The sequence below is a fragment of the Burkholderia sp. 9779_493 genome, from assembly GCF_015712215.1.
Lineage (GTDB): Bacteria > Pseudomonadota > Gammaproteobacteria > Burkholderiales > Burkholderiaceae > Burkholderia > Burkholderia cenocepacia.
In genome coordinates this window covers 101,214-124,266 of sequence record NZ_JACCQA010000010.1, presented here as the reverse complement: position 1 = coordinate 124,266, position 23,053 = coordinate 101,214, and the positions used below count along the sequence as shown (strand labels likewise).

Annotated in this window: 19 protein-coding genes; 8 read left to right on the top strand and 11 right to left on the bottom strand. The window is 66.4% G+C overall.

Features of this window, described 5'->3' with window-relative positions:
- Positions 1–101: 101 nt before the first annotated feature.
- Positions 102–1,757 carry a GMC family oxidoreductase gene (locus H0X95_RS12755; RefSeq protein ID WP_059722686.1) on the bottom strand — a complete coding sequence of 552 codons (1,656 nt, stop codon included), beginning with the start codon at positions 1,755–1,757 and terminating at the stop codon, positions 102–104.
- Positions 1,758–1,944: 187 nt separating this feature from the next.
- On the opposite strand from H0X95_RS12755, the gene H0X95_RS12750 reads away from it, so the two are divergent.
- Positions 1,945–2,769: an IclR family transcriptional regulator gene (locus H0X95_RS12750; protein ID WP_006495186.1), complete on the top strand. Its 825-nt coding sequence runs from the start codon at positions 1,945–1,947 to the stop codon at positions 2,767–2,769.
- A 39-nt stretch (positions 2,770–2,808) separates the two neighbouring features.
- On the opposite strand, the gene H0X95_RS12745 is transcribed toward H0X95_RS12750, so the two are convergent.
- The 4 genes from H0X95_RS12745 to H0X95_RS12730 form a co-directional block, all read right to left on the bottom strand.
- Positions 2,809–3,132, bottom strand: coding sequence for a hypothetical protein (locus tag H0X95_RS12745; protein WP_006495187.1), 324 nt, complete (start codon positions 3,130–3,132; stop codon positions 2,809–2,811).
- Positions 3,133–3,248: 116 nt separating this feature from the next.
- Entirely contained in the window at positions 3,249–4,271 is a 1,023-nt protein-coding gene (locus H0X95_RS12740) for a DUF2891 domain-containing protein (RefSeq protein WP_059722743.1), read from the bottom strand.
- 21 nt (positions 4,272–4,292) lie between these two features.
- A complete protein-coding gene (locus H0X95_RS12735) occupies positions 4,293–5,243 on the bottom strand; it encodes a DUF979 domain-containing protein (RefSeq protein WP_006491307.1) in 951 nt (316 codons plus the stop codon).
- The gene (locus H0X95_RS12730) at positions 5,240–5,929 is read right to left on the bottom strand and encodes a DUF969 domain-containing protein (protein WP_006491314.1); all 690 of its coding nucleotides are present in this window, start codon (positions 5,927–5,929) and stop codon (positions 5,240–5,242) included. The genes H0X95_RS12735 and H0X95_RS12730 overlap by 4 nt, the downstream gene beginning before the upstream one ends.
- Positions 5,930–6,204: 275 nt before the next feature.
- Between H0X95_RS12730 and H0X95_RS12725 the strand changes: the two genes are divergently transcribed.
- Positions 6,205–6,429, top strand: coding sequence for a hypothetical protein (locus H0X95_RS12725; protein ID WP_006491315.1), 225 nt, complete (start codon positions 6,205–6,207; stop codon positions 6,427–6,429).
- 49 nt (positions 6,430–6,478) lie between these two features.
- Here the strand turns inward: H0X95_RS12725 and H0X95_RS12720 are convergent, their stop codons facing one another.
- Positions 6,479–6,907, bottom strand: coding sequence for a hypothetical protein (locus H0X95_RS12720; protein ID WP_059722684.1), 429 nt, complete (start codon positions 6,905–6,907; stop codon positions 6,479–6,481).
- 313 nt (positions 6,908–7,220) lie between these two features.
- Between H0X95_RS12720 and H0X95_RS12715 the strand changes: the two genes are divergently transcribed.
- Entirely contained in the window at positions 7,221–8,225 is a 1,005-nt protein-coding gene (locus H0X95_RS12715; RefSeq protein WP_006495190.1) for a chemotaxis response regulator protein-glutamate methylesterase, read from the top strand.
- Positions 8,226–8,292: 67 nt separating this feature from the next.
- On the top strand, positions 8,293–9,354 hold the full coding sequence (locus H0X95_RS12710) for a diguanylate cyclase (RefSeq protein ID WP_059722682.1): 1,062 nt from the start codon (positions 8,293–8,295) through the stop codon (positions 9,352–9,354).
- Between the two features lie 47 nt (positions 9,355–9,401).
- Here the strand turns inward: H0X95_RS12710 and H0X95_RS12705 are convergent, their stop codons facing one another.
- Together H0X95_RS12705 and H0X95_RS12700 are read right to left on the bottom strand one after the other, a co-directional pair.
- Entirely contained in the window at positions 9,402–11,648 is a 2,247-nt protein-coding gene (locus tag H0X95_RS12705) for a putative bifunctional diguanylate cyclase/phosphodiesterase (protein WP_059722681.1), read from the bottom strand.
- A 295-nt stretch (positions 11,649–11,943) separates the two neighbouring features.
- Positions 11,944–12,993, bottom strand: a complete 1,050-nt coding sequence (locus tag H0X95_RS12700) for a LysR substrate-binding domain-containing protein (protein ID WP_059722741.1) — start codon at positions 12,991–12,993, stop codon at positions 11,944–11,946.
- 133 nt (positions 12,994–13,126) lie between these two features.
- On the opposite strand from H0X95_RS12700, the gene H0X95_RS12695 reads away from it, so the two are divergent.
- Entirely contained in the window at positions 13,127–14,986 is a 1,860-nt protein-coding gene (locus tag H0X95_RS12695) for a sulfatase-like hydrolase/transferase (protein ID WP_059722679.1), read from the top strand.
- Between the two features lie 49 nt (positions 14,987–15,035).
- Here H0X95_RS12695 and H0X95_RS12690 read toward each other — a convergent pair whose 3' ends face one another.
- Positions 15,036–15,929: a LysR substrate-binding domain-containing protein gene (locus H0X95_RS12690; protein WP_196446070.1), complete on the bottom strand. Its 894-nt coding sequence runs from the start codon at positions 15,927–15,929 to the stop codon at positions 15,036–15,038.
- A 298-nt stretch (positions 15,930–16,227) separates the two neighbouring features.
- Here H0X95_RS12690 and H0X95_RS12685 point away from each other — a divergent pair, with 298 nt between their 5' ends.
- Both H0X95_RS12685 and H0X95_RS12680 read left to right on the top strand, forming a co-directional pair.
- The gene (locus tag H0X95_RS12685) at positions 16,228–16,866 is read left to right on the top strand and encodes a hydrolase (RefSeq protein ID WP_006483761.1); all 639 of its coding nucleotides are present in this window, start codon (positions 16,228–16,230) and stop codon (positions 16,864–16,866) included.
- Between the two features lie 210 nt (positions 16,867–17,076).
- Positions 17,077–17,799, top strand: coding sequence for a haloacid dehalogenase type II (locus tag H0X95_RS12680; protein ID WP_059722676.1), 723 nt, complete (start codon positions 17,077–17,079; stop codon positions 17,797–17,799).
- 346 nt (positions 17,800–18,145) lie between these two features.
- Here H0X95_RS12680 and H0X95_RS12675 read toward each other — a convergent pair whose 3' ends face one another.
- Positions 18,146–20,287: a hypothetical protein gene (locus H0X95_RS12675; protein WP_154641181.1), complete on the bottom strand. Its 2,142-nt coding sequence runs from the start codon at positions 20,285–20,287 to the stop codon at positions 18,146–18,148.
- Between the two features lie 276 nt (positions 20,288–20,563).
- Complete coding sequence (locus H0X95_RS12670) at positions 20,564–21,523, bottom strand: LysR family transcriptional regulator (RefSeq protein WP_012493251.1); 960 nt, start codon at positions 21,521–21,523, stop codon at positions 20,564–20,566.
- Between the two features lie 155 nt (positions 21,524–21,678).
- On the opposite strand from H0X95_RS12670, the gene H0X95_RS12665 reads away from it, so the two are divergent.
- Complete coding sequence (locus H0X95_RS12665; protein ID WP_006485292.1) at positions 21,679–22,998, top strand: MFS transporter; 1,320 nt, start codon at positions 21,679–21,681, stop codon at positions 22,996–22,998.
- The last annotated feature ends 55 nt before the right edge of the window (positions 22,999–23,053 follow it).

Sequence of the window (23,053 nt, the reverse complement as noted above, 5' to 3'; positions counted from 1 at the left end):
GGATGCGCCGCAACCTGCCCCGACGCCGTGCCGGCGGGGGCATCGATGAGCGCGCGGCGGCCGTCCGGGCGCAGGAGCACGGGCCGCGCGGGCACTGCGCGCTACGCGAGCGCCTCGGCGGCCGGCGCGACGCTGCGGTCGCGATCGGCCTCGCGCGCGTCCTCGAGGATCATGTCGGACGCCTTCTCGGCGACCATCACGATCGGCACGTTGGTATTGCCCGATACGAGCGTCGGCATGATCGAGCAGTCGACCACGCGCAAGCCGCGCGTCCCATACACGCGCAGCCGCTCGTCGACGACCGCGAGCGGATCGCTCGCGACGCCCATTTTCGCGGTGCCGGACGGATGGAAGATCGTCTGTCCGTACTCGCGGCAGAACTCGAGCAGCTCGTCGTCCGTCTGCGCGTCCGCGCCGGGCCGCACCTCACGCTTCATCAGCGGCGCCATCGGCTCGGCGGCCGCGACACGGCGCGCGAAGCGCACGCCGGCCACCGTCGTGCGGCGGTCGCGCTCGGTGTCGAGATAGTTCGGCTGGATCGACGGCGCGTCGCGCGCATCGTCGGTCCGAATCCGTACGGTCCCGCGCGATTCGGGCCGCAACTGGCAGATCGAGTACGTGCAGCCGGGAAACGGATGCACGCTGCCGCCCGCCGAGTCGGCCGACAGCGTCGAGAAATGGAACTGGATGTCGGGCGTCGCCGATTCGTCCGGCAACGCGCGGCAGAACATCCCGCCCTGATTGATCCCGATCGCGAGCGGGCCGCCTCGGAACAGCGCCCATTGCAGCCCCATCTTCGCGCGGCCGACCCACGAATGCAGCTCGTCGTTGGTCGTGATCGGCTTCGTCACCTCGTAGATCAGCCGTACCTGCAGATGATCCTGCAGGTTCTCGCCGACGCCCTTCCGATCGGCCACGACCGCAATCCCGTGCCGGTCCAGCAGCGCGGCGGGCCCGACGCCCGACACCTGCAGCAATTGCGGCGACTGCAGCGCGCCGGCCGCGAGGATCACCTCGCGCAGCGCGCGCACCTCGTGCACCTTGCCGTGCTGCACGTAGCGCACGCCGGACGCCTGCGCGCCGTCGAACAGCACCTTCAGCGCCTGCGCGTCGGTCTCGACGTGCAGGTTCGGCCGTCCGCGCGCGGGCTTCAAGTACGCGACCGCGGTCGAGCAGCGCAGGCCGTTGCGCGTCGTCAGCTGGTAGTAGCCGACTCCCTCCTGGTCGCCCGTGTTGAAGTCGTCGACCGTGCGCACGCCGAGCCGGTTCGACGCGGCGACGAACGCATCGACGAGTTCGTGCCGCTGCCGGATCGCCGACGCCCACAGCGGGCCGCCGGTGCCGCGCGTCGGGCCTTCGCCGAGCGTGTTGTGTTCGAGCCGCCGGAAATACGGCAGACAGTCGCGCCAGCTCCAGCCGCGATTGCCGAGCGCGGCCCAGTGGTCGTAGTCCTGCTGCTGCCCGCGCACGTAGATCAGCCCGTTGATCGAGCTGCAGCCGCCGAGCGTGCGGCCGCGCGGCCAGTACAGGCGGCGGTTGTGCATGTTCGGATCGGGATCGGTATGAAAGCCCCAGTTGTACACCGGGTGGAACATCGTCTTGCCATAACCGATCGGCACGTGGATCCACATGTAGTTGTCGGCGGGGCCCGCCTCCAGCAGGCACACCGTATGGCGGCCGCCGTCGGACAGCCGGTTGGCGAGGACGCAACCGGCCGATCCTGCGCCGACCACGACATAGTCGAAGCTGCGTGTCATTCCGTGTCTCCGTTCCGGGGTATGCGAAAAATCCGGTATGTTTTGTCCAAATTTATTGAGCACACGGACCACGTACAAGCCGATTTATTGTCCACGCCGCGAATGTGGTACAAAAACCGTTCAATTCGTTTCATTTCTCTCGCACACACCATCCCGGGACGCACGCCGATCCCGACGGAGGAGACACATGCGCGACACCGCCCCCGCGCCGCCCGACGGCGCGCCCGCCGACGATGCGCGCGTGCTGCGCGCGCTCGCCGTGCTGGAAGCGCTGGCCGCGGCCGGACAGCCGTACACGCTGTCGCAGCTCGCCGCACGGCTGCACATCCCGAAGGCGACGCTGCTGCGCCTGATCGAATCGCTCGAAACGCGCGGCTACGTGATCCACATGCCCGACTCGCGCGGCCACGACCGCGGCATCGCGCTCGGCCCGCGCGCCGCGCAGTTCGCGCTCGCGGCGCTGTCGAACAACACGTTTACGCGCGGTTGCCGGTCGGTGCTGCGCACGCTCGTCGACGTGCTCGGCGAGACCTGCAACCTCACCGCGCTCGACGGCGACACGGTGCTGTACGTCGAACGCGTCGAGACCACCGAACCGCTGCGGCTCGAGATGCGGCCCGGCATGCGCGTGCCGCTGCATTGCACGGCGAGCGGCAAGCTGTTCCTGTCGCAGATGAATGCGCTGGAGCGCAACGCGCTGCTCGCGCGGCTCACGTTGCAGAAGATGACCTACCGGACGCTGACCGATGCGCAATTGCTCGCGGCCGAGCTCGACCGGCTGGCCGCGCGCGGCGTCGGCATCGACAACGAGGAATTCGTACGCGGAATGGTGGCCGTCGCGGTGCCGGTGAAGGATGCGGCGAGCGGTCGCGTGCTCGCGGCGCTCGCCGTGCATGCACCGACCGCGCGCGCGACGCTCAACGATCTGCTGGAGAACGTGCAGAAGATGCGCGACGCGGCCACGCGGCTCGCGCCGCTGCTGCATGCGACTGAAGGCGCGTCGCCGGGTTGATGCGGCCGCGCGCGCTCGTGCCTGCGCGCGGTCGCGCGCTCATGCGAGGTGGTAGCGCAGCCAGAAGGTTTCGCGGCATGCGTTGTCGAACGTCAGCCGCGACGGATTGATCGGCTGCGCATCGGGATGGCGCAGCACGTCGTAGTCGATCCAGCATTCGGCGCACAGCAGGTCGGACGGCGCGCGGTCCTGCTCGACCGAGCGGCGCACGATCGCGCCGTTGTCGAAACGGTATTCGGTTTCGTCGCGCGTGACCTCGACGTCGTCGTCGGTCCAGCGGTCGTGCGACGTGGCGTGCGACACGATCTGCACCGGGCCGGCGAGCCCGTGGATCGCGGCGACATAGGAGATGAGCTTGTCCATGGCGAGGCGGCGAACTGGCGGATGGCGCGCTTCGCGCCGCGCATGCGGCGCGAAGCGGCCCGAGCGGCGAGTATAGCCGCGGGCCGAAGATCTTGCGGCCGGCGGGGTTTCGCGCGCTACGCGTCCAGCGCGAGCAACGCGAACGTCGCGAGCCAGTGCTCGCCCATGTAATCGCCGGCCACGTGCGCGAGCGCGCTCGCGAGATGCCGGTCGGCCGCGTCGAGCAGCTTCGCGCGCCGCGCATCGCCTTCCGGCAGCGCGCCGGCCAGCGAACGCTGGCACCATGCACGGCTCAGGTTCAGCCCGTCGAGGTGTGCGATCTTGCCGTCGCTGCGATCGCTGACGGTCGCCGGCTGGAACAGCGTCGCCGGCTCGCCGCGCGCGAGGTCGGGCAAAAAGCGCGCGAACCAGCCGTCGAACTCGGCGGCCGGCAGCACGCGCCGCATCAGCTCGGCCTCCATCAGCGCGGGCGACAGGAATTCGTCGCCGGACGGCTCCCACGCCTGGCACGCGACATCGTTCAGGTACCAGCGCTTCGCGGTATCGACGATCAGCGCCGCGAGCCCGTCGCGCTGCGTATCGCGCGCGAAATCGAGCGCGAGCGCCAGCGCGAACGCGGTGTTGAAGTGCGTGCCGACGCGCAGCGGATAAGTCGCCTTCGGCAGAAATGTCTCGAAGCGCGACACGAACAAATCGGCCAGCGGCGCCATCGTCTTCGCCCAGCGCGCGGCCTGCGGCAACACGCCCTTCAGCGCGAGCCGCTCGAGCTGCGCGGATAGCGCGAGCAGCCACGCCCAGCCGTACGGCCGCTCGAAGCCGCTGTTGTGCGGCAGCGCGAGATACGCGCGCTCGCCGGCGACGTTCGCGTCGGTGAAATGCGCGTCGACGATCGCGACGATGCGCTCGGCCTCCGGCAGTGCCGGGTAGCGTTCGAGCACGCGCAGCACGAGCCAGTAGCCGTGCACGCACGAATGCCAGTCGTAGCTGCCGTAGAAGATCGGGTGCAATGCGCGCGGGCCCTGCACGTCGTGCGGCCCTTCGAGCGCATGCGTGAGCTTGTTCGGATATTCGCGGGTCAGGTGCGCGAGCGCGAGCGACGCGAATTTCGAAGCGAGTTCGGGGGTGAGTCGGTCGGTCATGAGCATCTCTCGTCCATCGAATCAGAAGCGGAATACGAACGCGTACATCAGCAGCGTGTTCACGGCCAGCAGCAGCACGGCCGTCGGCCACTGCGCCTTGATCACGCCGTTCTTGTCCTTCAGTTCGAGCAGCGCCGCGGGCACGATGTTGAAGTTCGCGGCCATCGGCGTCATCAGCGTACCGCAGAAGCCGCTCAGCATCCCGATCGCGCCCATGATCGCCGGATTGCCGTGGAACTGGTGGACGATCAGCGGCAGGCCGATGCCGGCCGTCATCACCGGAAACGCGGCGAAGCCGTTACCCATGATCATCGTGAAGAGCGCCATGCCGACCGTATAGGCCGCGACCACCGCGAACGGCGAATCGATCGGCACCCACTCCTTCACGAGCCCCGACACCACGCCGCCGACGCCCGCCACCGCGAACAATGCGCCGAGCGCCGCGAGCATCTGCGGCAGGATCGCGGCCCAGCCGACCGCGTCCATCGTGTGGCGTGCTTCCTTCAGCGCATGCACGGGCGAATCGCGCAGCATCGCGAGCGCGACGACGAACGCGACGATCGTGCCGAGCACGAGCGAGATCAGCGTCACGCTCTTCGACTCGACGAACGGCACGCTCTTCAACGCGAACGTGCCGATCAGCGTGACGACCGGAATCAGCAGCGCGGGCAGGAACAGCCGGTTGCCGAAGCGCTGCGCGAGCGTCTCGCGCCGCACGGCCGCCGCTTCGCCGGCCTCGTCGGACTGGCCGCGGCCGAGCTTGCCGGAGCCGGCGATCACCGCGAGCGCGATCGCGAGGCAGCCCGTCACGACATGCGGCAGCAGCGCGCCGAACAGGAACGTGACCGCGTAGATCGCCCAGAACGCGAAATTGACGACGCGCCGCGGGTTCGTGCGGTCCGTCAGGTTGAAATACGCGAACGCGGCGAACATCAGTCCCGCGAGCGTGTACAGCGATTCGAGGCCGATCATCGCGCGCCCTCCTGCTTCACCAGGCCGAAGCCGCGCGCGAGCCGGCGGTCGAGCAGCGCGAGGCGCGTGCAATGGATCAGCAGCGCGGCGATCGCGGTCGGGATCGCCCACACCGACAGGTGCAGCGGCTCGATGGACAGGCCGTTCTGTTCGAGAAAGCCCTTGATCAGCAGGATCGACTGGATCGCGATGAAGATGTCCTCGCCGAAGAACACGGCGACGTTGTCGGCGCCCGACGCATGCGCGCGGATCTGCTGGCGCACCGACTCGGGCAGCTCGCCGTGCCGGCTGACCGCGGCGGCCTCGGCCATCGGCGCGATCAGCGGCCGCACCATCTGCGCGTGGCCGCCGAGCGACGTGAGGCCGAGCGCGGCCGTCGCCTGGCGCAGCACGAAGTACAGCATCAGCACGCGGCCCGTGGTGGCCGCCTGCACCCGCGAGATCATCCGCTTCGCCTGCTCCTTGAGCCCGTTGCGCTCGAGCAGCGCGATCACCGGCAGCGTGAGCCAGATCAGCCCCATGTAGCGGTTCTCGGTGAACGCCTTGCCGAACGCGCTGACGATGTCGACGAGATTCAGCCCGCCCGCCAGCCCCGTCGCGAGCCCCGCGATCGTGACCACCAGCAGCGCATTGAAGCGCAGCGCGAAGCCGATCACGACGATCGGCACCCCAATCAGCACCAGCATTTCCCCTCCTTGTGTCTGGACGTGCGGCACGTCGGCCACGCGCGGCCGGCCCGGTTTGCATCGGGCTCGGACGGCGAAATCTAACACGAGACTTTATCGATAAAAAGTCGACAATTTGCCGGTTCGGGTAAACGTTGAAGCCGACGGACACCGTGCCCGCGCCGTGTGTCGGCCACATTTCATCGGACGAATCGGGCGGGCCGGCCGGCGCGCGTGGCGCGGGCCCGGGACGCCGACTACACTGAAAAGCATCGGCAACGTACGGGAGAGCCGCCATGATTGACGTATTCCAGACCATCGGCAGCCGCGCGTTCTCCGCCCATCTGGCGAAGGACGGGATGGTGACGCTGATGGAGCAACGCCAGGAAGTCGACCGCGTGACGCTCGCGACCGCCTATGCCGCGCTCGTCGAGGAAGCCGAGCAGGAAGACGACCTGCTCGACGCGACGGTCGAAGGGATGATGCGCGCGCTGATCCAGGGCTACGCGCGCAGCCATTGACGACGCGGCGGCGCGTCCCCGCGTGCCGCCGGCGACCCGGTCGCGACCGCTACGCGGCCGGCGTGCCCGCGCCCATGCCGAACCACCGGCCCTCGCGCAGTTGCCGGTAGTCGGCCTGCGTGAAGATTTGCAGCAGATTCGCCACCGCGCCGTGGCTGGCGCGATCGCGCTCCGTCATGAAGGCTTCGACCTCGTCGCGGCCGGCAAACAGGATCGTGCCGAAATAGCGCGCGCGTTCCGCGTCGGAGAGGTTCGTCCCGCTCAACTGGTACGGATGGTGAAGCGCCGCGAACAGGAAGTAGTAGCGCTCGGCATCGTCGCGCAGCACGCGCACCGCATCGGGTTCGACCGGAAAATCGCGGTAGAACGACGCGTGTCCGCTCTCGATGTAGATCCGGTACAGCAAACGGCCGTCCTGCTCGATCACGATCGGCGCATGCGGGTTGCGGCTGACGAGTACGGTATGGGGCGCGGTCATCCGGCTCCCTCCTTTCTTTTTTGTCGATGCCGACACGGTAACATGCGGACTTTCACGGCCGGTCCGGGCAGGATCGACCGGCCCGCTTGCGGGCAATGCCGCACGGCCATAGAGGAAACGCACTGAAACGGCATCATGCGCACATTTTTCGATTGCCGCCGCCCGCGCCGCATGACAGCATTCGGGCGTCGCCAACCGAAAAGAATGCCGCGCCGTCCGGCCGCCGATGCCGCCCGGCAGCGCCGAACAGGCTACGCCCTTCCATGAACCCGGCCCACCTCCAACACTACGAACCGACCGGAGAATTCCGCTTGTGAACATCGGCATCGTCAACGACCTCCCGCTTGCCGTCGAGGCGATGCGCCGCGCGATCGCGCGACGGCCCGAGCACCGCGTGCTGTGGGTCGCGACCGACGGCGCGCAGGCCGTCGAACTGTGCGCCGCGCAGCCGCCCGACATCGTGCTGATGGACCTGATCATGCCGAAATTCGACGGGATCGAAGCGACGCGGCGGATCATGCGCTCCGAACGACCATGCGCGATCCTGATCGTGACGAGCTGCATCGGCGCGAACGCGTGGCGCGTGTTCGAGGCGATGGGCGCCGGCGCGCTCGACGCGGTCGACACGCCGCGGCTCGGCGACGGCGCGGCCGGCGACACGACGAAACTGCTGCTCGCGAAGATCGACCAGATCGGCCGCCTGCTCGACGCGCCGGGCGGCCCGCGCATCGCCGGCACGGCCGCGCGCAACGGCGGCGGCCCGCTGGTCGCGATCGGCGCATCGGCCGGCGGCCCCGGCGCGCTCGCGTCGATCCTCGGTAGCCTGCCCGCCGATTTCAATGCGCCGATCGTGATCGTGCAGCACGTCGATCGCGCGTTCGCCGAAGGCATGGCGCAATGGCTCGACGGCCAGACCCGGCTCGCCGTGCGCGTCGCCCGCGAAGGCGACCGCCCGCAGCCGGGCGTCGCGCTGCTCGCCGCGACCGACGATCACCTGCGCATCACGCGCGCCGGCACGCTCGAATACACGCGGGAGCCGGCCGCCACGCCGTATCGTCCGTCGGTCGACGTGTTCTTCAACAGCCTGACCGAGCACTGGCCCGGCCGCGTGATCGGCGTGCTGCTGACGGGGATGGGCCGCGACGGCGCGATCGGCCTGAAGGCGCTGCGGATGAAGGGCTACCATACGATCGCGCAGGACGAGGCGACCAGCGCGGTATACGGGATGCCGAAGGCGGCCGCGACGCTCGGCGCGGCGCGTGCGATCCTGCCGCTCGGGCGCATCGCGGGCGAACTGGCGGCGCTCGCACGGATCTGAGCCCGACGATGACCGTCCGCAACACCCATGCCCGCCCTTGCAACGACCGCAACAACCCGCATCGACCATGACGATTGACCTGACTCGCCCGCCCGGCGGCCCGACCGCGTCGCCCGCCGACGTGCCGGCGATGGTGCTGCTGGTCGACGACCAGACGATCGTCGCGGAAGCCGTGCGGCGCGCGCTCGTCGACGAGGAAGGCATCGACTTCCACTACTGCCCGCGCTCGGACGACGCGATGGCCACCGCGATCGAGACGCGCCCGACCGTGATCCTGCAGGACCTCGTGATGCCGGGCACCGACGGGCTGAGCCTCGTCAAGGCGTACCGCGCGAATCCGGCGATGCGCGACGTGCCGATCATCGTGCTGTCGACGCAGGAGGAACCGGTGATCAAGAGCGCCGCGTTCGCGTCCGGCGCGAACGACTACCTGGTCAAGCTGCCCGATCGCATCGAGCTCGTCGCGCGCATCCGCTACCATTCGCGCTCGTACCTGAACCTGCTGCAGCGCGACGAAGCCTATCGCGCGCTGCGGCAATCGCAGCAGCAACTGCTCGAGGCCAATCTCGAACTGCGGCGCCTCACGCATTCCGACGGCCTGACCGGACTGTCGAACCGGCGCTATCTCGACGAATACCTGGCCGCCGAGTGGCGGCGCGGCACGCGCGAGCGCAGCGAGCTGTCGCTGCTGATGATCGACGTCGACAACTTCAAGCTGTACAACGACACGTACGGTCACGTGTCGGGCGACAGCGTGCTCAAGCAGATCGCGTCGACGATCGAGCGCTGCCTCGGGCAGTCGGGCGATCTCGCGGCGCGCTTCGGCGGCGAGGAATTCGCGGTCGTGATGCCGGCCACGTCGCCGGGCGCCGCGCGGCTGCTCGGCGAGAAGATCCGGCTCGCGGTCGAGGCACTGCGGCTGCGGCACGCGCATTCGTCGACCGGCAACCACACCGTGACGATCAGCATCGGCGGCGCGAGCATCGTGCCCGCGCCCGGCCTGCCGACGACCCTGCTGATCGAGGCGGCCGACCGCGCGCTCTATCGCGCGAAGCACGAAGGCAAGAACCGGGTCGAGATCGATCGGTCGTCGACGCCGCCGGGCAGCGGCGGGTTCGACGCGCACTGACGCGCACTGACGCACACCAACGGGTACGACCGGCGCGCGCGCCGCGCTCAGGCCGCGCCGAGCCGGCGCGCGTAGTCGCTCGCCTCCAGCGGGCGGCTGAACAGATAGCCCTGCTGCATGTCGCAGCCGATCTGCTGCAGGAACCACGACTGCGCCTGCGTCTCGACGCCTTCGGCCGTGACCTTCATCCCGAGCGAATGCGCCATCGCGACGACCGCCTGCGTGATCGCGACCGAGTCGTGATGATCGGGCACGCCCGACACGAACGAGCGGTCGACCTTCAGGTTGTGCAGCGGAAAGCGCTTCAGGTACGCGAGCGACGAATAGCCGGTGCCGAAATCGTCGACCGAAATCCGCACGTTCATGTCCGTGAGCGCTTCGAGCATCGGCAGCACGGTGTCCGTGTCGTTCATCAGCACGCCTTCGGTGATTTCCAGTTCGAGCGCGGACGGGTCGAGCCGCGTTTGCGCGAGACAGCGGCCGACCGATTCGACGAGCCCTTCGTGAAACTGCCGCGGCGACAGGTTGACGGCCAGCATCAGGTCCGGCGCGATCGTGCGGCGCCATTCGGCCGCCTGCCGGCACGCGGTTTCGAGCACCCACTGGCCGATCGCGACGATCAGCCCCGTGTCTTCCGCGACCGGAATGAACTCGGCCGGCGACATCGGCCCGAGCTCGGGGCTCGTCCAGCGCAGCAGCGCCTCGGCGCCGACCGTGCGGCCGCTGCGCGCATCGACGACGGGCTGATACGCGAGCCGCAGCATGTCCGACGCGAGTGCGCGCCGCAGCGACTGCTCGATCGCGAAGCGGCGCTGCAGCCGCAGGTTGAGCTGCGCGGTGAAGAACGTGAAGTGGTTGCGGCCGCGCTGCTTCGCGTCGTACATCGCCGAATCGGCGTTGCGCATCAGCGTCACGGCATCGTCGCCGTCGCGCGGCGCGACGCTGATGCCGATCGATACGCCGAGCCAGTATTCGTTGTTCGCGATCGCGAACGGCTTCGCGATCGCGTCGATGACCTCGCGGGCGAGCACCGCGAGACGCTCGGGATCGTCGCAGTCGTCGACGAGGATCACGAACTCGTCGCCGCCGACCCGCGTGAGCGCGTAGCGGTCCGCGCAGGCCGAGAGCCGCGCCGCGACGCTGCGCAGCAGCGCATCGCCCGCGTCGTGGCCGGCCGTGTCGTTGACCTTCTTGAAGCCGACCAGATCGATGAACAGGATCGCGACGCGCGCGGGCCCGGTCGCCGCATCGTGCACGCCGAACAGCTCGCGCATGCGATCGCCGAGCCAGCGACGGTTGTACAGGCCCGTCAGCGCATCGCGGGTCGCCATGTAGCGCAGCTGCTGCTGTGCTTCGCGCACGGGGCCGATGTCGTTGAACGACACGAGCACCGAGTCGGCCCGCGTCTCGCCCGGCCGCACGATCGGCACCGCGTTGCCGCGCACCCAGATGATGTCGCCGTCCGCGAGACCGAAGCCGACCGTGTAGTCGAGCATCGGCGTGGCCGTCTCGAGCGCACGCCGGCTCGGCCAGTCGCGCGGCTCGATCGGCGTGCCGTCCTCGCGCAGCTTGCGCAGGATCACCGTCGACAGCCGGCGGCCGACGAGTTCGCCCTTCACGCGCATCATCCGGTTCGCGCTCGGATTGCTCGCGATCACGACGCCCTCGCGCGATATGACGAGGATGCCCTCGCTCAGGCTGTTGACGACGAGCCGGTGATGCTCCTCGCTGTGCGCGAGCTGTCGCGCGATCCGGTCCTGGTGCACCGCGAGTCCGACGCTGTTGCCGATATCGCGCAACAGCGCGGTTTCCTCGTCGCTCGGCCGGCACGGCCAGTGGTGATAGACGGCGAATGCGCCGAGCACGATGCCCGCATCGTCGAGGAACGGCACCGACCAGCACGCGCGCAGGCCCAGCGGCAATGCGATGGCGCGGTAGTCGGCCCACAGCGGATCGGTTTCGATGTCCTCGACGGCGACCATCCGGCGCTCGTACATCGCGGTGCCGCACGAGCCGGCCGCGGGCCCGATCGTCGCGCCGTCGATCGCCGCGCTGTACTGCGCGGGCAGCGACGGCGCCGCGCCGACGCGCACGTGCACGCCGTCCGTATCGAGCAGCAGGATCGTGCACGACGCGCCGTCGCCGAGCAAAGTCTCGGCACGCCGGCAAACTTCGACCAACAGTTCCGGCAGCGGCGTGTTGCGCGTGATCAGTCTCAGTACGCTCTGCTCGGATGCGAGCACTTCCGCGGCGAGCCCGATGCTGTAGCGAGAACTTTGCGGTTCGGTATTCAAGATGAATCCTGCCGTCTGTCCGACCGGGTCTGATGCGCCCGATTCGTTATCGATATTTCGTGCCTTTTCGTGCCCTGTCCCGCCCCGGGTTTACGCCGATGCCCGGTGCGCCCCGTTTGCGCGCCGAGCCAGGGCGCGCCGAAATGTATTTAACACCAATCCGTGACAGCCGGCGTGCCTGCTTGCATCAGGGGATACGCTCGGTTGCCGCGCGGCTCGCACCGGCGGCGACCGGATCGCCGATCGGTTGCTGCAGCGCACGAAGGCCGCGCGCGCCTTCTCCGACAACGATCCGTCAGAATGTGTCCGCACCCTGCCCCGCTGCCGGCCGGTCGTCCGCGCCGGAATGCGCGCCCGTCACCGCCTTCAGCGCGTCGATCGCGGCGGCGACCGATGCGCTCGCGGGCGCCGCATACAGCGCGCCGACCGTCTCCGGCATCGTCGACAGCTTCAGCGGCAGCCGGCCGACGCGCTCGCCGGCCCGCGCGGCGAGGTCGAACGCACGGGCCGACTGCACGAACAGGCACGGCGACTGGTCGGCGACCGCGCGATTGGTCTGCCACGACACCGACTCCATCAGCACGGCCGGCGGCGCCAGGCCCGCCTTAGCGAACTCGGCGTCGAGCGCCGTGCGCGCGGGCGAACCCGACGGCGGCGCGATCCACGGAAACGCGGCCGCGTCGCGCCAGCCGATCCGTGCGCGCCCGAGCAACGGATGGCGCGGCCCGCACACGACGATCATGTCATCGCGGTACAGCGGCGCGACGGCGAGCCCCGCGCTCAACGCCGACGCGTCGAGCCGGCACACGAGCAGGTCGAGCTCGTGGCGCTGCGCCTGCGCGAGCATCCGGTCGAGCGTGTCTTCCCGCACGTTGAGCTGCACGGGGCGGCCGGCTTCCCGCAGCCACGCGAGCGCGCCCGGAATCAGTTGCGGCGCCATGTTCGGCAGCAGGCCGATCGACACCGGGCGGCCTGCGCCGGTGCGCAACGCGTCGAACGCGGGCGCGACGCCGCGCATGTCGGTCAGCACGCGGCCGATGCATTCGAGCAGCGCATCGCCGTACGCCGTCGGCGCGACCCGCCGCGACGTACGCTCGAACAGCGGCAGCCCGAGCGACTCTTCGAGCTCGCGCAGCCACTTCGACAGCGCCGGCTGCGTGATCGACGCGGCCTCGGACGTGCGCGCGAAGCTGCGCGTGCGGCCGAGCGTGTCGAGCGTTTCCATGTCGCGCACGCGCAGCCGGCGCAGCGCCTGCGCGATGCGCCGCTCGTGGGCCGGCGCGCCGGGCGGCGCGAGCAGGTCCGGTCGCGTGCGGCCGGCCGGGCCGCGGGGGTCGAGGGTCACGGGCGTCTCCGTCATTCATGTTCGGCAGGTTATCGATCGACCCTGATCTTTCATCGATCGATACGCGATCCTGCCGCATAGTCGTCGGCATGAAAACCCCCGGCACGAGCCGGCATGACAGGAGACAGCCGACGTGAAAGACGATCAGGACACCCCCGCCACCGAACCCACCGCGCGACGCCAGTTCCTCAAGCTGGCCGGTGCGGCCGTCGCGTCGGCCGGCTTCGGCGCCGATGCGCTGGCCGCGAACCCGGCACCGGCCGCCCCGGCTGCCGGCACCGGAACGGTCGCCGCCGTCGATCCGGCGCCGGCCTTGCGCGGCGCCACCACCGCGCCTGCCGCGCCGCCCGCCGGCTACAACATCCTGTTCATCCTGACCGATCAGGAACGCCATTTCGACCGCTGGCCGTTCCCCGTGCCCGGCCGCGAAGCGCTGCGCCGCGACGGCCTCACCTTCATGCACCACCAGATCGCCGCATGCGTGTGCTCGCCGTCGCGTTCGACGGTCTACACGGGCCAGCACATCCAGCACACCGGCGTGCTCGACAACGCAGGCCTGCCCTGGCAAAAGGACATGTCGCCGGACATTCGCACGGTCGGCCACATGCTGCGCGACGCCGGCTACTACGCCGCGTATCTCGGCAAGTGGCACCTGAGCGCGTCGATGCACGAAACCGCGAGCCCGTACACGGCGCCCGTGGCCGACTACAACCGCACGATCCGCGCGTACGGCTTCGACGACTATTTCGGCGTGGGTGACCTGATCGGCATGGTTCGCGGCGGCTACCAGTACGACGGGCTCACGGCGGAGGCCGCGGTGAGCTGGATGCGCAACCATGCGCCGCGCCTCGCGCAGGACGGCAAGCCGTGGTTCCTCGCGGTGAATCTCGTGAACCCGCACGACGCGATGTTCGTGAACACCGACACGCACGGCTCGACGGTGCAGGACGCCAACCACCCGATGCTCGGCAACGCGCCGCCGCCGAACGATGCGCTGTATCGCACGTCATGGCGCGACGTGCCGCTCGCCGCGTCCCGGCGGCAGCCGTACGACGAGCCGGGGCGGCCACCCGCGCACGGCATGTTCAACGCCGCGCATGCGAATCTCGTCGGACGCTACCCGTTCACCGACGAACGCGTACGCCTCTATCAGGACAACTACTTCAACTGCATCCGCGATTGCGACACGCACGTCGTACGCCTGCTGCAGACGCTGCAATCGCTCGGCCTCGACGAACGCACGATCGTCGTGATGACGGCCGACCACGGCGACCACGTCGGCGCGCACCAGCTCGTCGGCAAGGGCGCGGCGGCCTACCAGCCGCAGAATCACGTGCCGCTCGTGATCCGCCATCCCGCGTATCCGGGCGGCATGCAGTGCGATGCGCTGACGTCGCACATCGACATCGCGCCGACGCTGCTCGGACTCACCGGCCTCGACGATGCGCGGCTCGCGACGATCCGCGGCAGCGCGCTGAAGGGGCACGACCTCACGCGCTGGCTCGCGAAACCGGCGGACGCGCAACGGCACGCAGCGCGCGACGCGACGCTGTTCAACTACGCGATGCTGCTGTACTACGACAGCGAATGGATGCTGAAGGAACTCGGCACGCTGCGGCAGAAAGGCGTGCCGGAGGACGAACTGCTGCGCCGCGCGCTCGCGCAGCAGCCGGATTTCCGGTTGCGCGGCACGATCCGCAGCGTGTTCGACGGCCGCTACCGCTTCACGCGCTATTTCTCGCCGCTCGAATTCAACCGGCCCACGACGCTCGACGCGCTGTTCGCGCGCAACGACGTCGAGCTGTTCGACGTCGCGAGCGACCCGGGCGAGATGCGCAATCTCGCGATCGACCGCAAGCGGCACGGCGAGCTGCTGCTCGCGATGAACGGCCGCCTGAACGACCTGATCGACAGCGAGGTCGGCGACGACAGCCCGGACGTGATGCCGATCCGCGACGGGAAGGTCCAGGTGCAGATCCGCAAGTGGCACTGACCACCTGCACGCACGGGAGCGCGGGCGGCGCCGCGCCGCGCGCCGCCCGTCAATCCTTCCGGATGTGCTCGGCCAGGAAGTCGATCAGCAGCCGCACGCGCGGCAGCAACCCGCGCCGCGACGGAAACACCGCGTGCACCACGCCGCCCTTCGGCGCCCAGCCGGGCAGCACGTCGATCAGCGTGCCATCGCGCAGGTCGTCCTCGACGACCATGCACGGCAGTTGCACGATGCCGACGCCATGAATCGCCGCATCGCGCAACGCGTGCATGTCGTCGGTCACGAAGCGCGGGTGATGGCGCAACTGCGCGTGCTCGCCGTTCGGCCCGACCAGTTGCCAGACGTGATGCCGCGCCGGCCCCCAGTCGAGGCTCGGCGCGCCGATCAGCCCAGCCGGGTCCGACGGTGCGGCGCGCCCGTCCAGCCAGTGCGGCGCCGCCACCAGCCGCTGCGGGCTGTCGGCCAGCACACGCATCACGAGATCGCTGTCCTCCAGCGGCGGGAAGCGCACGCGCAGCGCCAGGTCGAAGCCTTCGCTCAACAGGTCGACGCGGCGATTCGTCGCCTCGAGGTGCGCGTGCACCTGCGGATGAATCGCCATGAAACGGGCAACGAGTGCGCTCACGCGGTATTCGAGCAAGGCGGTCGGGCAGCTCACGCGCACGATGCCGCGCGGCTCCGCGTGCCGGCGCTCGATCACCTCGCGCGCGGCGTCGGCTTCGACCAGCACGGCGAGACAGCGCTCGTAGAATTCGCGCCCGGTTTCCGTGACCGTGAAATGGCGCGTCGTGCGCTGCAGCAGCCGCACGTCGTACTGCGCTTCCAGCGCCGCGATGCGCCGGCTCAGCGTCGATTTCGGCACGTCCAGCGCGCGCCCGGCCTGCGTGAAGCCGCCGTGTTCGACCACCCTCACGAAATAGTAGAGGTCGTTCAGGTCATCCATGATTGTTCCACCCATAGAACACTGACGGCATTTTAAGGGACTGGAACACCCGTTATTGCACGCTTAGCATCGTGTTTCGACGTGGATCGGTGTCGTCGAGGCAAGCGGGATTTTTTCAGCCGGCTGCCTCGCTCGTCCGCACGATTCACTAAGCTTGGAGCAAGCGCCTGCCGTGCAACCGGCGTCGGACGTTTGCGACGGCGCGAGCGTGCAGCCGCGGCGAGTGTCCCGACACCGCGGCCGCCGACCCGGACCCTCGGGATTTCCCTCACTTCCTGCTCTGTCTCTGGAGGCAACCATGGCAAGCGAACCGATTCGCGACCCCGCGAACGACCACCTGCTCACCCCGCAGAACGCCGCGTTCATCGTCATCGATTACCAGCCGGTCCAGGTGAACTCGATCGCGTCGATGGATCGCCAACTGCTGATCAACAACATCGTCGGCGCATCGAAGGCGGCGGTTGCGTACGACCTCCCGATCGTCCACTCGACCGTCAACGTGAAGACCGGGCTGAACAAGCCGCCGATCCCGCAACTGCGCGCGGCGCTCGAAGGCTATCCGACCTACGACCGCACGAGCATCAACTCGTGGGAGGACGTCGAGTTCCGTCAGGCCGTCGAGGCGACCGGCCGCAAGAAGCTGATCATGACCGCGCTGTGGACCGAAGCGTGCCTGACGTTCCCGGCGCTCGACGCGCTGAAGGCCGGCTACGAGGTGTACGTGGTCGTCGACGCGGTCGGCGGCACGTCGGTCGCCGCGCACGAAGCCGCGCTGCGCCGCATCGAGCAGGCCGGCGGCCAGATGATCAGCGTCGCGCAGCTGTTCTGCGAATTGCAGCGCGACTGGGCGCGCAGCGCCACCGTGCCCGCGTTCATGAACCTGTTCATCGAAACCGGCGGCACGGCCGGCATCCAGTTCTCGTACGACAAGAGCTGACCGGCCCGGCGCGCACGGCGGCCGGTGCCGTCCGGCCGCCGCGCGCCATCGCCCCGCTCGCCGGCCCCGTGCGACCGGCGCGCGAGCCCCGCACCGCGGCCTTCCGGGCCGCGTTGTCGTATCCGTGATTCAATGTCGATCGAACCGGCGCCGCGCCATCCGGCGGCACGGCGATGTGAACCCTCATCGAACGACCTTCACTGGATCACCATGACGAACCCTGCCGAAATCAAGGCGCTCGTTTTCGATGTCTTCGGAACGATCGTCGACTGGAGAAGCGGTGTCGCACGCGGTGCCGCCGCCTTCCTGGACCGCCACGCGCCGACGCTCGACCCGTTCGCGTTCGCCGATGCGTGGCGCGCCGAGTATTCGCCGTCGATGGAAGAAATCCGCAGCGGGCGCCGCCGCTACGTGCGGCTCGACGTGCTGCATCGCGAGAACCTCGTGCGCACGCTCGACCGCCTCGGGATCGACGACGTGCCCGATGCCGACATCGACGCGCTCAATCTCGCCTGGCACCGGCTCGATCCGTGGCCCGATGCCGTTGCCGGGCTGCACCGGCTGAAGCAGCGCTACATCATCGCGCCGCTGTCGAACGGCAACATCCGGCTGATGGTCGACGTCGCGAAACACGGCGGGCTGCCGTGGGACGCGATTCTCGGCGCCGAGGTTGCCCGCGCGTACAAGCCGTCGCCGGCGGTCTATACCGAAGCGGTCGAGATTCTCGGCCTCGCGCCGGCCGAGCTGTGCCTGGTGGCCGCGCACAACGGCGATCTTGCGGCCGCGCGCGGGCTCGGGCTGTCGACCGCGTTCGTGCTGCGGCCGACCGAGCACGGGCCCGGCCAGACGACCGACCTGCGAGCCGACGATGCGTGGGATTTCGACGTCAGGGATCTGAACGAATTGGCGGATCGGCTGGGCTGTCCGGACTAGGCATCAGCATGGATTCTCCTTGAGCAGGGCCGCCCATTTCCCGAGCCAGACAGTCGACGCCACCATCGGGTAGCCCATCCGTCAATTCCCGTCGAGCATGAGAATCCGCTGGTGGAAGGTGCCGCGATCGGTCGTGCATTGGCGCGTATTACGGACAGCCGACACGCCGTCGAGCATACGGCATCTGCCCGGTTTCGACGCCAAGCCGGAAGAGCAGCGACCGCATGCGGTCCTCTTCACGTACAGGAAATTGGCCGTACGCGCTCGGGCGGGCCATCGAACATACATTGCGAATGAACTTCAATGACCGTCTGCGGCGACACGTTAGTGTAGATACGGTGCAACGTTACGAGAAGTAATCAGCCACCTTCTCTTCGAGCCAACTCATGCTCCCCCGGAAACTCTGCATGTCAGCATCACTGACATCCTTCCGATGAGCATCGGAGCGCCCGATAGAATTAAGTATAATCATTCTGGAATTGAATTTATCAACATCCTCCGAAAAAATATTCTTAAATCCATTTTCCCAATTTTTCCGCATAAGCTCCCTGAGATCATTAAAATATATCTCATGCTTATTTGGGTCAAACAATTCCTTATAAGCGAGAGCCTGATACTTAGAACGGGCTTTTTGGTCATGCTTTGCGAGAATTAATTTTCTCGCATCATCTTCCCCAAACGACGACCGCAAGACCTGGGAAACCAAGCGACGCAGACGATGCTCGACTTCATTTCTTCGCGCACCAATTTCGGCGAGCTTCTCCGAATTCGAAAGATTTAACCGCTTATATCTTTCTTTCTGGGAAAGATGTTTTTTCACAGAATCAATCTTGAAATCGTAACCGCCACTCGATTTCGAAACCACCCCATACCCTAGAAGATGCTGAGTATATGTCGGATCGCTTTCCGCCAAACCCTCGAACTCCGACACGTCCCCCCTGGCAAGATAAGTAAGCATAGTATATTCATCCGGATAATGCTCAGACAATACACCAATCACTAGCTCGCAGTACCCATGACCGACACTCTCATTAAATTCCGAAACCACTCTTTCATACAACAATCTATCAATATGCCTATGAATACCCTTATCTAGTTCAGATTTTATATACGAGCACGCCTGACGCATCAAAAAGGGATGCCCACCAAACTCCCGAACCAAATACGTATATACATCATCATCAACGGTAATCCCCATATATGATGACAAAGTCTCTATCATTTGCTTCGCTTGATGAACACTAAACCCCGGGATGTACTCCGGCTTTATCTGCCCATACAACGGATTATCCCCACCCATGACAAACGGGGTTTCTAAACACTTAGGATTTGTCCCAACCAGGAGAATGGTTACAGGATTTTCCTGCTTCTGCGTCACACTTCTAATTGCATGCCAAAATCTAACGTAGCTCGAACCGTTTCGCCACATCTCACCAAATGAGACACCAAACGTTATTTGCTCGACCTCATCAAATGCAATTAATATACTCTTCCCGAGCTTTCTATATACTCTCTCAATATCTTTTGAGAATGTTAGCGCAGCCCTTTCCTCCGTATACTCGTCCTCATTGATCACCACCTTCGAATGATGGTCGCGATTGATTGTCGTCGCGACATGGTGCAACGCCATATTCCATGGAAGCTGGTAGAGCAGCTGACAATCTATGACCGATGCAAATCCGCCTTGATGGGAAATACGCCTGCAAACAGAAAGAAGAATGGATGTCTTTCCACTTCTACGCAGCCCAAAGAGCGAAGAATTTTGACCAGTCTGATGCTTGTCAATGAGACTTTGACAGAGCTCGTCTCGCCCAAAGAAATAGAGATCCCGCCTCAAAGGAGAGTCGAAATCATACAGATTGCGCTCAAAGAAAAACTGCTTAACCCGCTGCCTGTAAAAATCAGACGACTTCTTTGATTTAAGCTCCTGGTACGTAAAGGGCGTAATCAAGCGACATTCTTTTTGACTTTTTATTGTTTTGTTCAGCTTCCCTATAAAGTCCTCATCATTAGATATCACAAATGCACAAATTTTGTCCAATCGAAAGCCCGATTTTTCCGCCTGAATTTTCTCAATTGCATCAAGAGTTCTTGGCTCAAAATTTTCATACGGACTAAGAAGTACGATTATCTCGTCTCGAGCACCGAATGCTGCCGCTTTATCATCAGGAAACCGCAAGAAAAAATAACGATATATACTACTCCCCATTGCGACACTGCCAACACCACCAGTAATATAAAAATCCGAAGAAAGAACACGCGCAATCGCCTCCTCCTCAACAGGAAGATTTTTGATTTGCGCCCTCGGATTAATACCAGGATAAACGGTCTGCTTTGCCATAATTTCGTTTTTTTCTGGAGAGCACATTGATAAAAAACTGTCTCGAGCCGCCGATGTTAATATCACGTAGCTGGCTTGACGCACGGCAGCACCCCGCGCCACCGCTGCACATTCTATACGATACAGAAACACTGAAATCCCGTTCACGACGTTCAGCGCAAACCCCTCTCCCTATCACAACCCCAAACATTCTTTTCAGCCGCAGACTCTTGCGAGACGTGGGAGTAACAGGTCACGGCACTCAGGCCCGGGCGGATATAAATTTGGATGATGCACTCGTTCCTATGCACCATTCATTTTCTGGATTACTCACCATCTCAAAAAACAGTTATACCCCCACAAATTCCCTCCTCCGCACGTCGCCGAATGTGATCACACAAACCCAGAAACCTTTCCGGTGTGCGAACAACTTTGTGTCGACCGCTATTCCTGCTCGCCGACGAATCGCAGCGTCCCCGATTCTCCCGACAGCAACGCGCGGTTCGCATCGGCCGCCGCGCGCAGGTAATCCCACAGCGCGGTCACGCGCCGCAGCTTGCGCAGATCCTCGCGGCACGTCAGCCAGAAACACCGCGTGACGACCACGTCGTTCGGCAGCACCGGCACCAGCGCCGGCTGCGTGGCCGCCATGAAACACGGCAGGATCGCCAGGCCGCCGCCCTGCAGCGCCGCGAAAACCTGCGCGATCACGCTGGTCGTGCGCAAGCCGGCCGTCGCGCCGGGCACCGCGCGGTCGAGGTACAGCAGTTCGTTGCTGAACGCGAGATCGTCGACGTAGCTGATGAACGCGTGCTGCGCGAGATCGTCCGTACAGGTGATCGGCGCATGATTCGCCAGATAGTCGCGGGTCGCATAGAGCCGCAACTGGTAGTCGCACAGCTTCGTGACCACGTAAGGCCCGCGTTCGGGCCGCTCGAGCGTGATCGCGAGATCGGCCTCGCGTTTCGGCAGGTTGACGAAGTGCGGCACCGGCAGCAGGTCGACCGTCACGTGCGGATGCGCGGCGCGGAACCGCGCGAGCTGCGGCGCGAGGAAAAAGCAGCCGAACCCTTCGGTCGACCCGATCCGCACGTGGCCCGACAGCGCCTCGCCGGTGTTCGCGACCTGGTCGCACGCGGACTGCACGGTCGTCTCCATCGCATCCGCATACGCGACGAGCCGCTGCCCTTCCGCCGTCAGCGTGAAGCCGCCGGAGCGCGACTTGTCGAACAGCAGCGTGCCCATCGCGGCCTCGAGCGCGCGGATGCGCCGCGCGACGGTCGTGTAGTCGACGCCGAGCCGCTTCGCGGCGCCGCTCGCGCGCTGCGTGCGCGCGACCTCGAGGAAAAAGCGCAGGTCGTCCCAGTTCAGGTTGCCGGAAACCGGCTCGGTGGCATGTCGCATCGGCGAAGGAAAAAGGCGGGCGTCTCCGGGCCGGCCGTCGATATGCATAAATGCACATCCAACCGGTTTCTTTATCGGTACATCATGAATCTGCGCATAACTATACTCGACCGTGACCTGCGGACCATGAACCGCGGCACCACCACGGAGACACCATGCAAACGCGATCCACCCTCGATGAGCATGCGACCATCGCGACGCCGGCGCCCGAGCGCACCGCGAAGCACTACCTGCTGGCCGGCTGGGCCAGCATGGCCGGCACCACGATCGAGTGGTACGACTTCTTCCTCTACGGCACGGCCGCCGCGCTCGTGTTCAACCGCATCTTCTTCCCGTCGCTGGACCCGGTCGTCGGCACGCTCGCCGCGTTCGGCACGTTCGCGGTCGGCTTCATCGGGCGGCCGATGGGCGGCATCGTGTTCGGCCACTTCGGCGACCGCATCGGGCGCAAGTCGATGCTGATGATCACGCTGCTGCTGATGGGCGTGCCGAGCATGATCATCGGGCTGATCCCGTCGTACGACAGCATCGGCTACTGGGCCGCCGCGCTCTTGATCGCGATGCGTTTCCTGCAGGGCATGGCGGTGGGCGGCGAATGGGGCGGCGCGGTGCTGATGGCCGTCGAGCACGCGCCGAAGGGCCGCAAGGGGCTATTCGGCAGCCTGCCGCAGACGGGCGTCGGGCTCGGGTTGATCCTGTCGTCGGTGGCGATGGCCGCGGTGGCCGCGCTGCCGGAAGCCGACATGCTGTCGTGGGGCTGGCGCGTGCCGTTCCTCGCGAGCATCGCGCTCGTCGGCCTCGGCTGGTTCATCCGCGCGAAGGTGCCGGAATCGCCCGACTTCGAGAAGGTCCGCAAGCAGGGCAAGGCCGAGAAATCGCCGGTGACGGCCGCGCTGCGCCGCCATCCGCGCGAGGTGCTGACGATCGTCGGCGCGCGCGCCGCCGAGAACACCTGGTTCTACATGGTCGTCACGTTCGCGCTCGCTTACGCGACGCAGCAACTGCATCTGCCGAAGGCCGAGATGCTGCACGCGATCACGGCCGGCGCGGCGCTGTCGCTCGTCACGATGCCGCTGTGCGGGCATCTGAGCGACCGCATCGGCCAGCGCCGGATGTTCGCGATCGGCCTCGTGCTGATGTGCGCGTTCGCCGCGCCGTTCTTCATGATGCTCGGCACGCAGCAGACGTCGACCGCATGGTGGGCGATCGTGCTCGGCCTCGGCGTCGTGTTCCCGATCCTCTATGCGCCGGAATCGCTGCTGTTCGCGCAGCAGTTCCCGGCGGAAATCCGCTACAGCGGCATCTCGCTGTCGGTGCAGCTTGCCGGCGTGATCGGCGGCGGCTTCGCGCCGATGATCGCGACGTCGCTGCTCAAGGCCGGCGGCGGCCAGCCGCACTACGTGATCGCGTACCTCGTCGGCTTCGGCGTGTTCGCGCTCATGTGCACCGCGTTGATGCGACCGGCGCGCGCGTAGCGCACCGCCCGCCTTCATTCGATTTCAGTTCGACCTGCCGTCCGCCGTCGCCGCA

What these genes read in the sequence shown, in the direction of transcription:
- H0X95_RS12755 (WP_059722686.1), bottom strand. Translation starts at nt 1,757, where the DNA reads ATGACACGCAGCTTCGACTATGTCGTGGTCGGCGCAGGATCGGCCGGT.
- H0X95_RS12750 (WP_006495186.1), top strand. Translation starts at nt 1,945, where the DNA reads ATGCGCGACACCGCCCCCGCGCCGCCCGACGGCGCGCCCGCCGACGAT.
- H0X95_RS12745 (WP_006495187.1), bottom strand. Translation starts at nt 3,132, where the DNA reads ATGGACAAGCTCATCTCCTATGTCGCCGCGATCCACGGGCTCGCCGGC.
- H0X95_RS12740 (WP_059722743.1), bottom strand. Translation starts at nt 4,271, where the DNA reads ATGACCGACCGACTCACCCCCGAACTCGCTTCGAAATTCGCGTCGCTC.
- H0X95_RS12735 (WP_006491307.1), bottom strand. Translation starts at nt 5,243, where the DNA reads ATGATCGGCCTCGAATCGCTGTACACGCTCGCGGGACTGATGTTCGCC.
- H0X95_RS12730 (WP_006491314.1), bottom strand. Translation starts at nt 5,929, where the DNA reads ATGCTGGTGCTGATTGGGGTGCCGATCGTCGTGATCGGCTTCGCGCTG.
- H0X95_RS12725 (WP_006491315.1), top strand. Translation starts at nt 6,205, where the DNA reads ATGATTGACGTATTCCAGACCATCGGCAGCCGCGCGTTCTCCGCCCAT.
- H0X95_RS12720 (WP_059722684.1), bottom strand. Translation starts at nt 6,907, where the DNA reads ATGACCGCGCCCCATACCGTACTCGTCAGCCGCAACCCGCATGCGCCG.
- H0X95_RS12710 (WP_059722682.1), top strand. Translation starts at nt 8,293, where the DNA reads ATGACGATTGACCTGACTCGCCCGCCCGGCGGCCCGACCGCGTCGCCC.
- H0X95_RS12690 (WP_196446070.1), bottom strand. Translation starts at nt 15,929, where the DNA reads ATGGATGACCTGAACGACCTCTACTATTTCGTGAGGGTGGTCGAACAC.
- H0X95_RS12685 (WP_006483761.1), top strand. Translation starts at nt 16,228, where the DNA reads ATGGCAAGCGAACCGATTCGCGACCCCGCGAACGACCACCTGCTCACC.
- H0X95_RS12680 (WP_059722676.1), top strand. Translation starts at nt 17,077, where the DNA reads ATGACGAACCCTGCCGAAATCAAGGCGCTCGTTTTCGATGTCTTCGGA.
- H0X95_RS12670 (WP_012493251.1), bottom strand. Translation starts at nt 21,523, where the DNA reads ATGCGACATGCCACCGAGCCGGTTTCCGGCAACCTGAACTGGGACGAC.
- H0X95_RS12665 (WP_006485292.1), top strand. Translation starts at nt 21,679, where the DNA reads ATGCAAACGCGATCCACCCTCGATGAGCATGCGACCATCGCGACGCCG.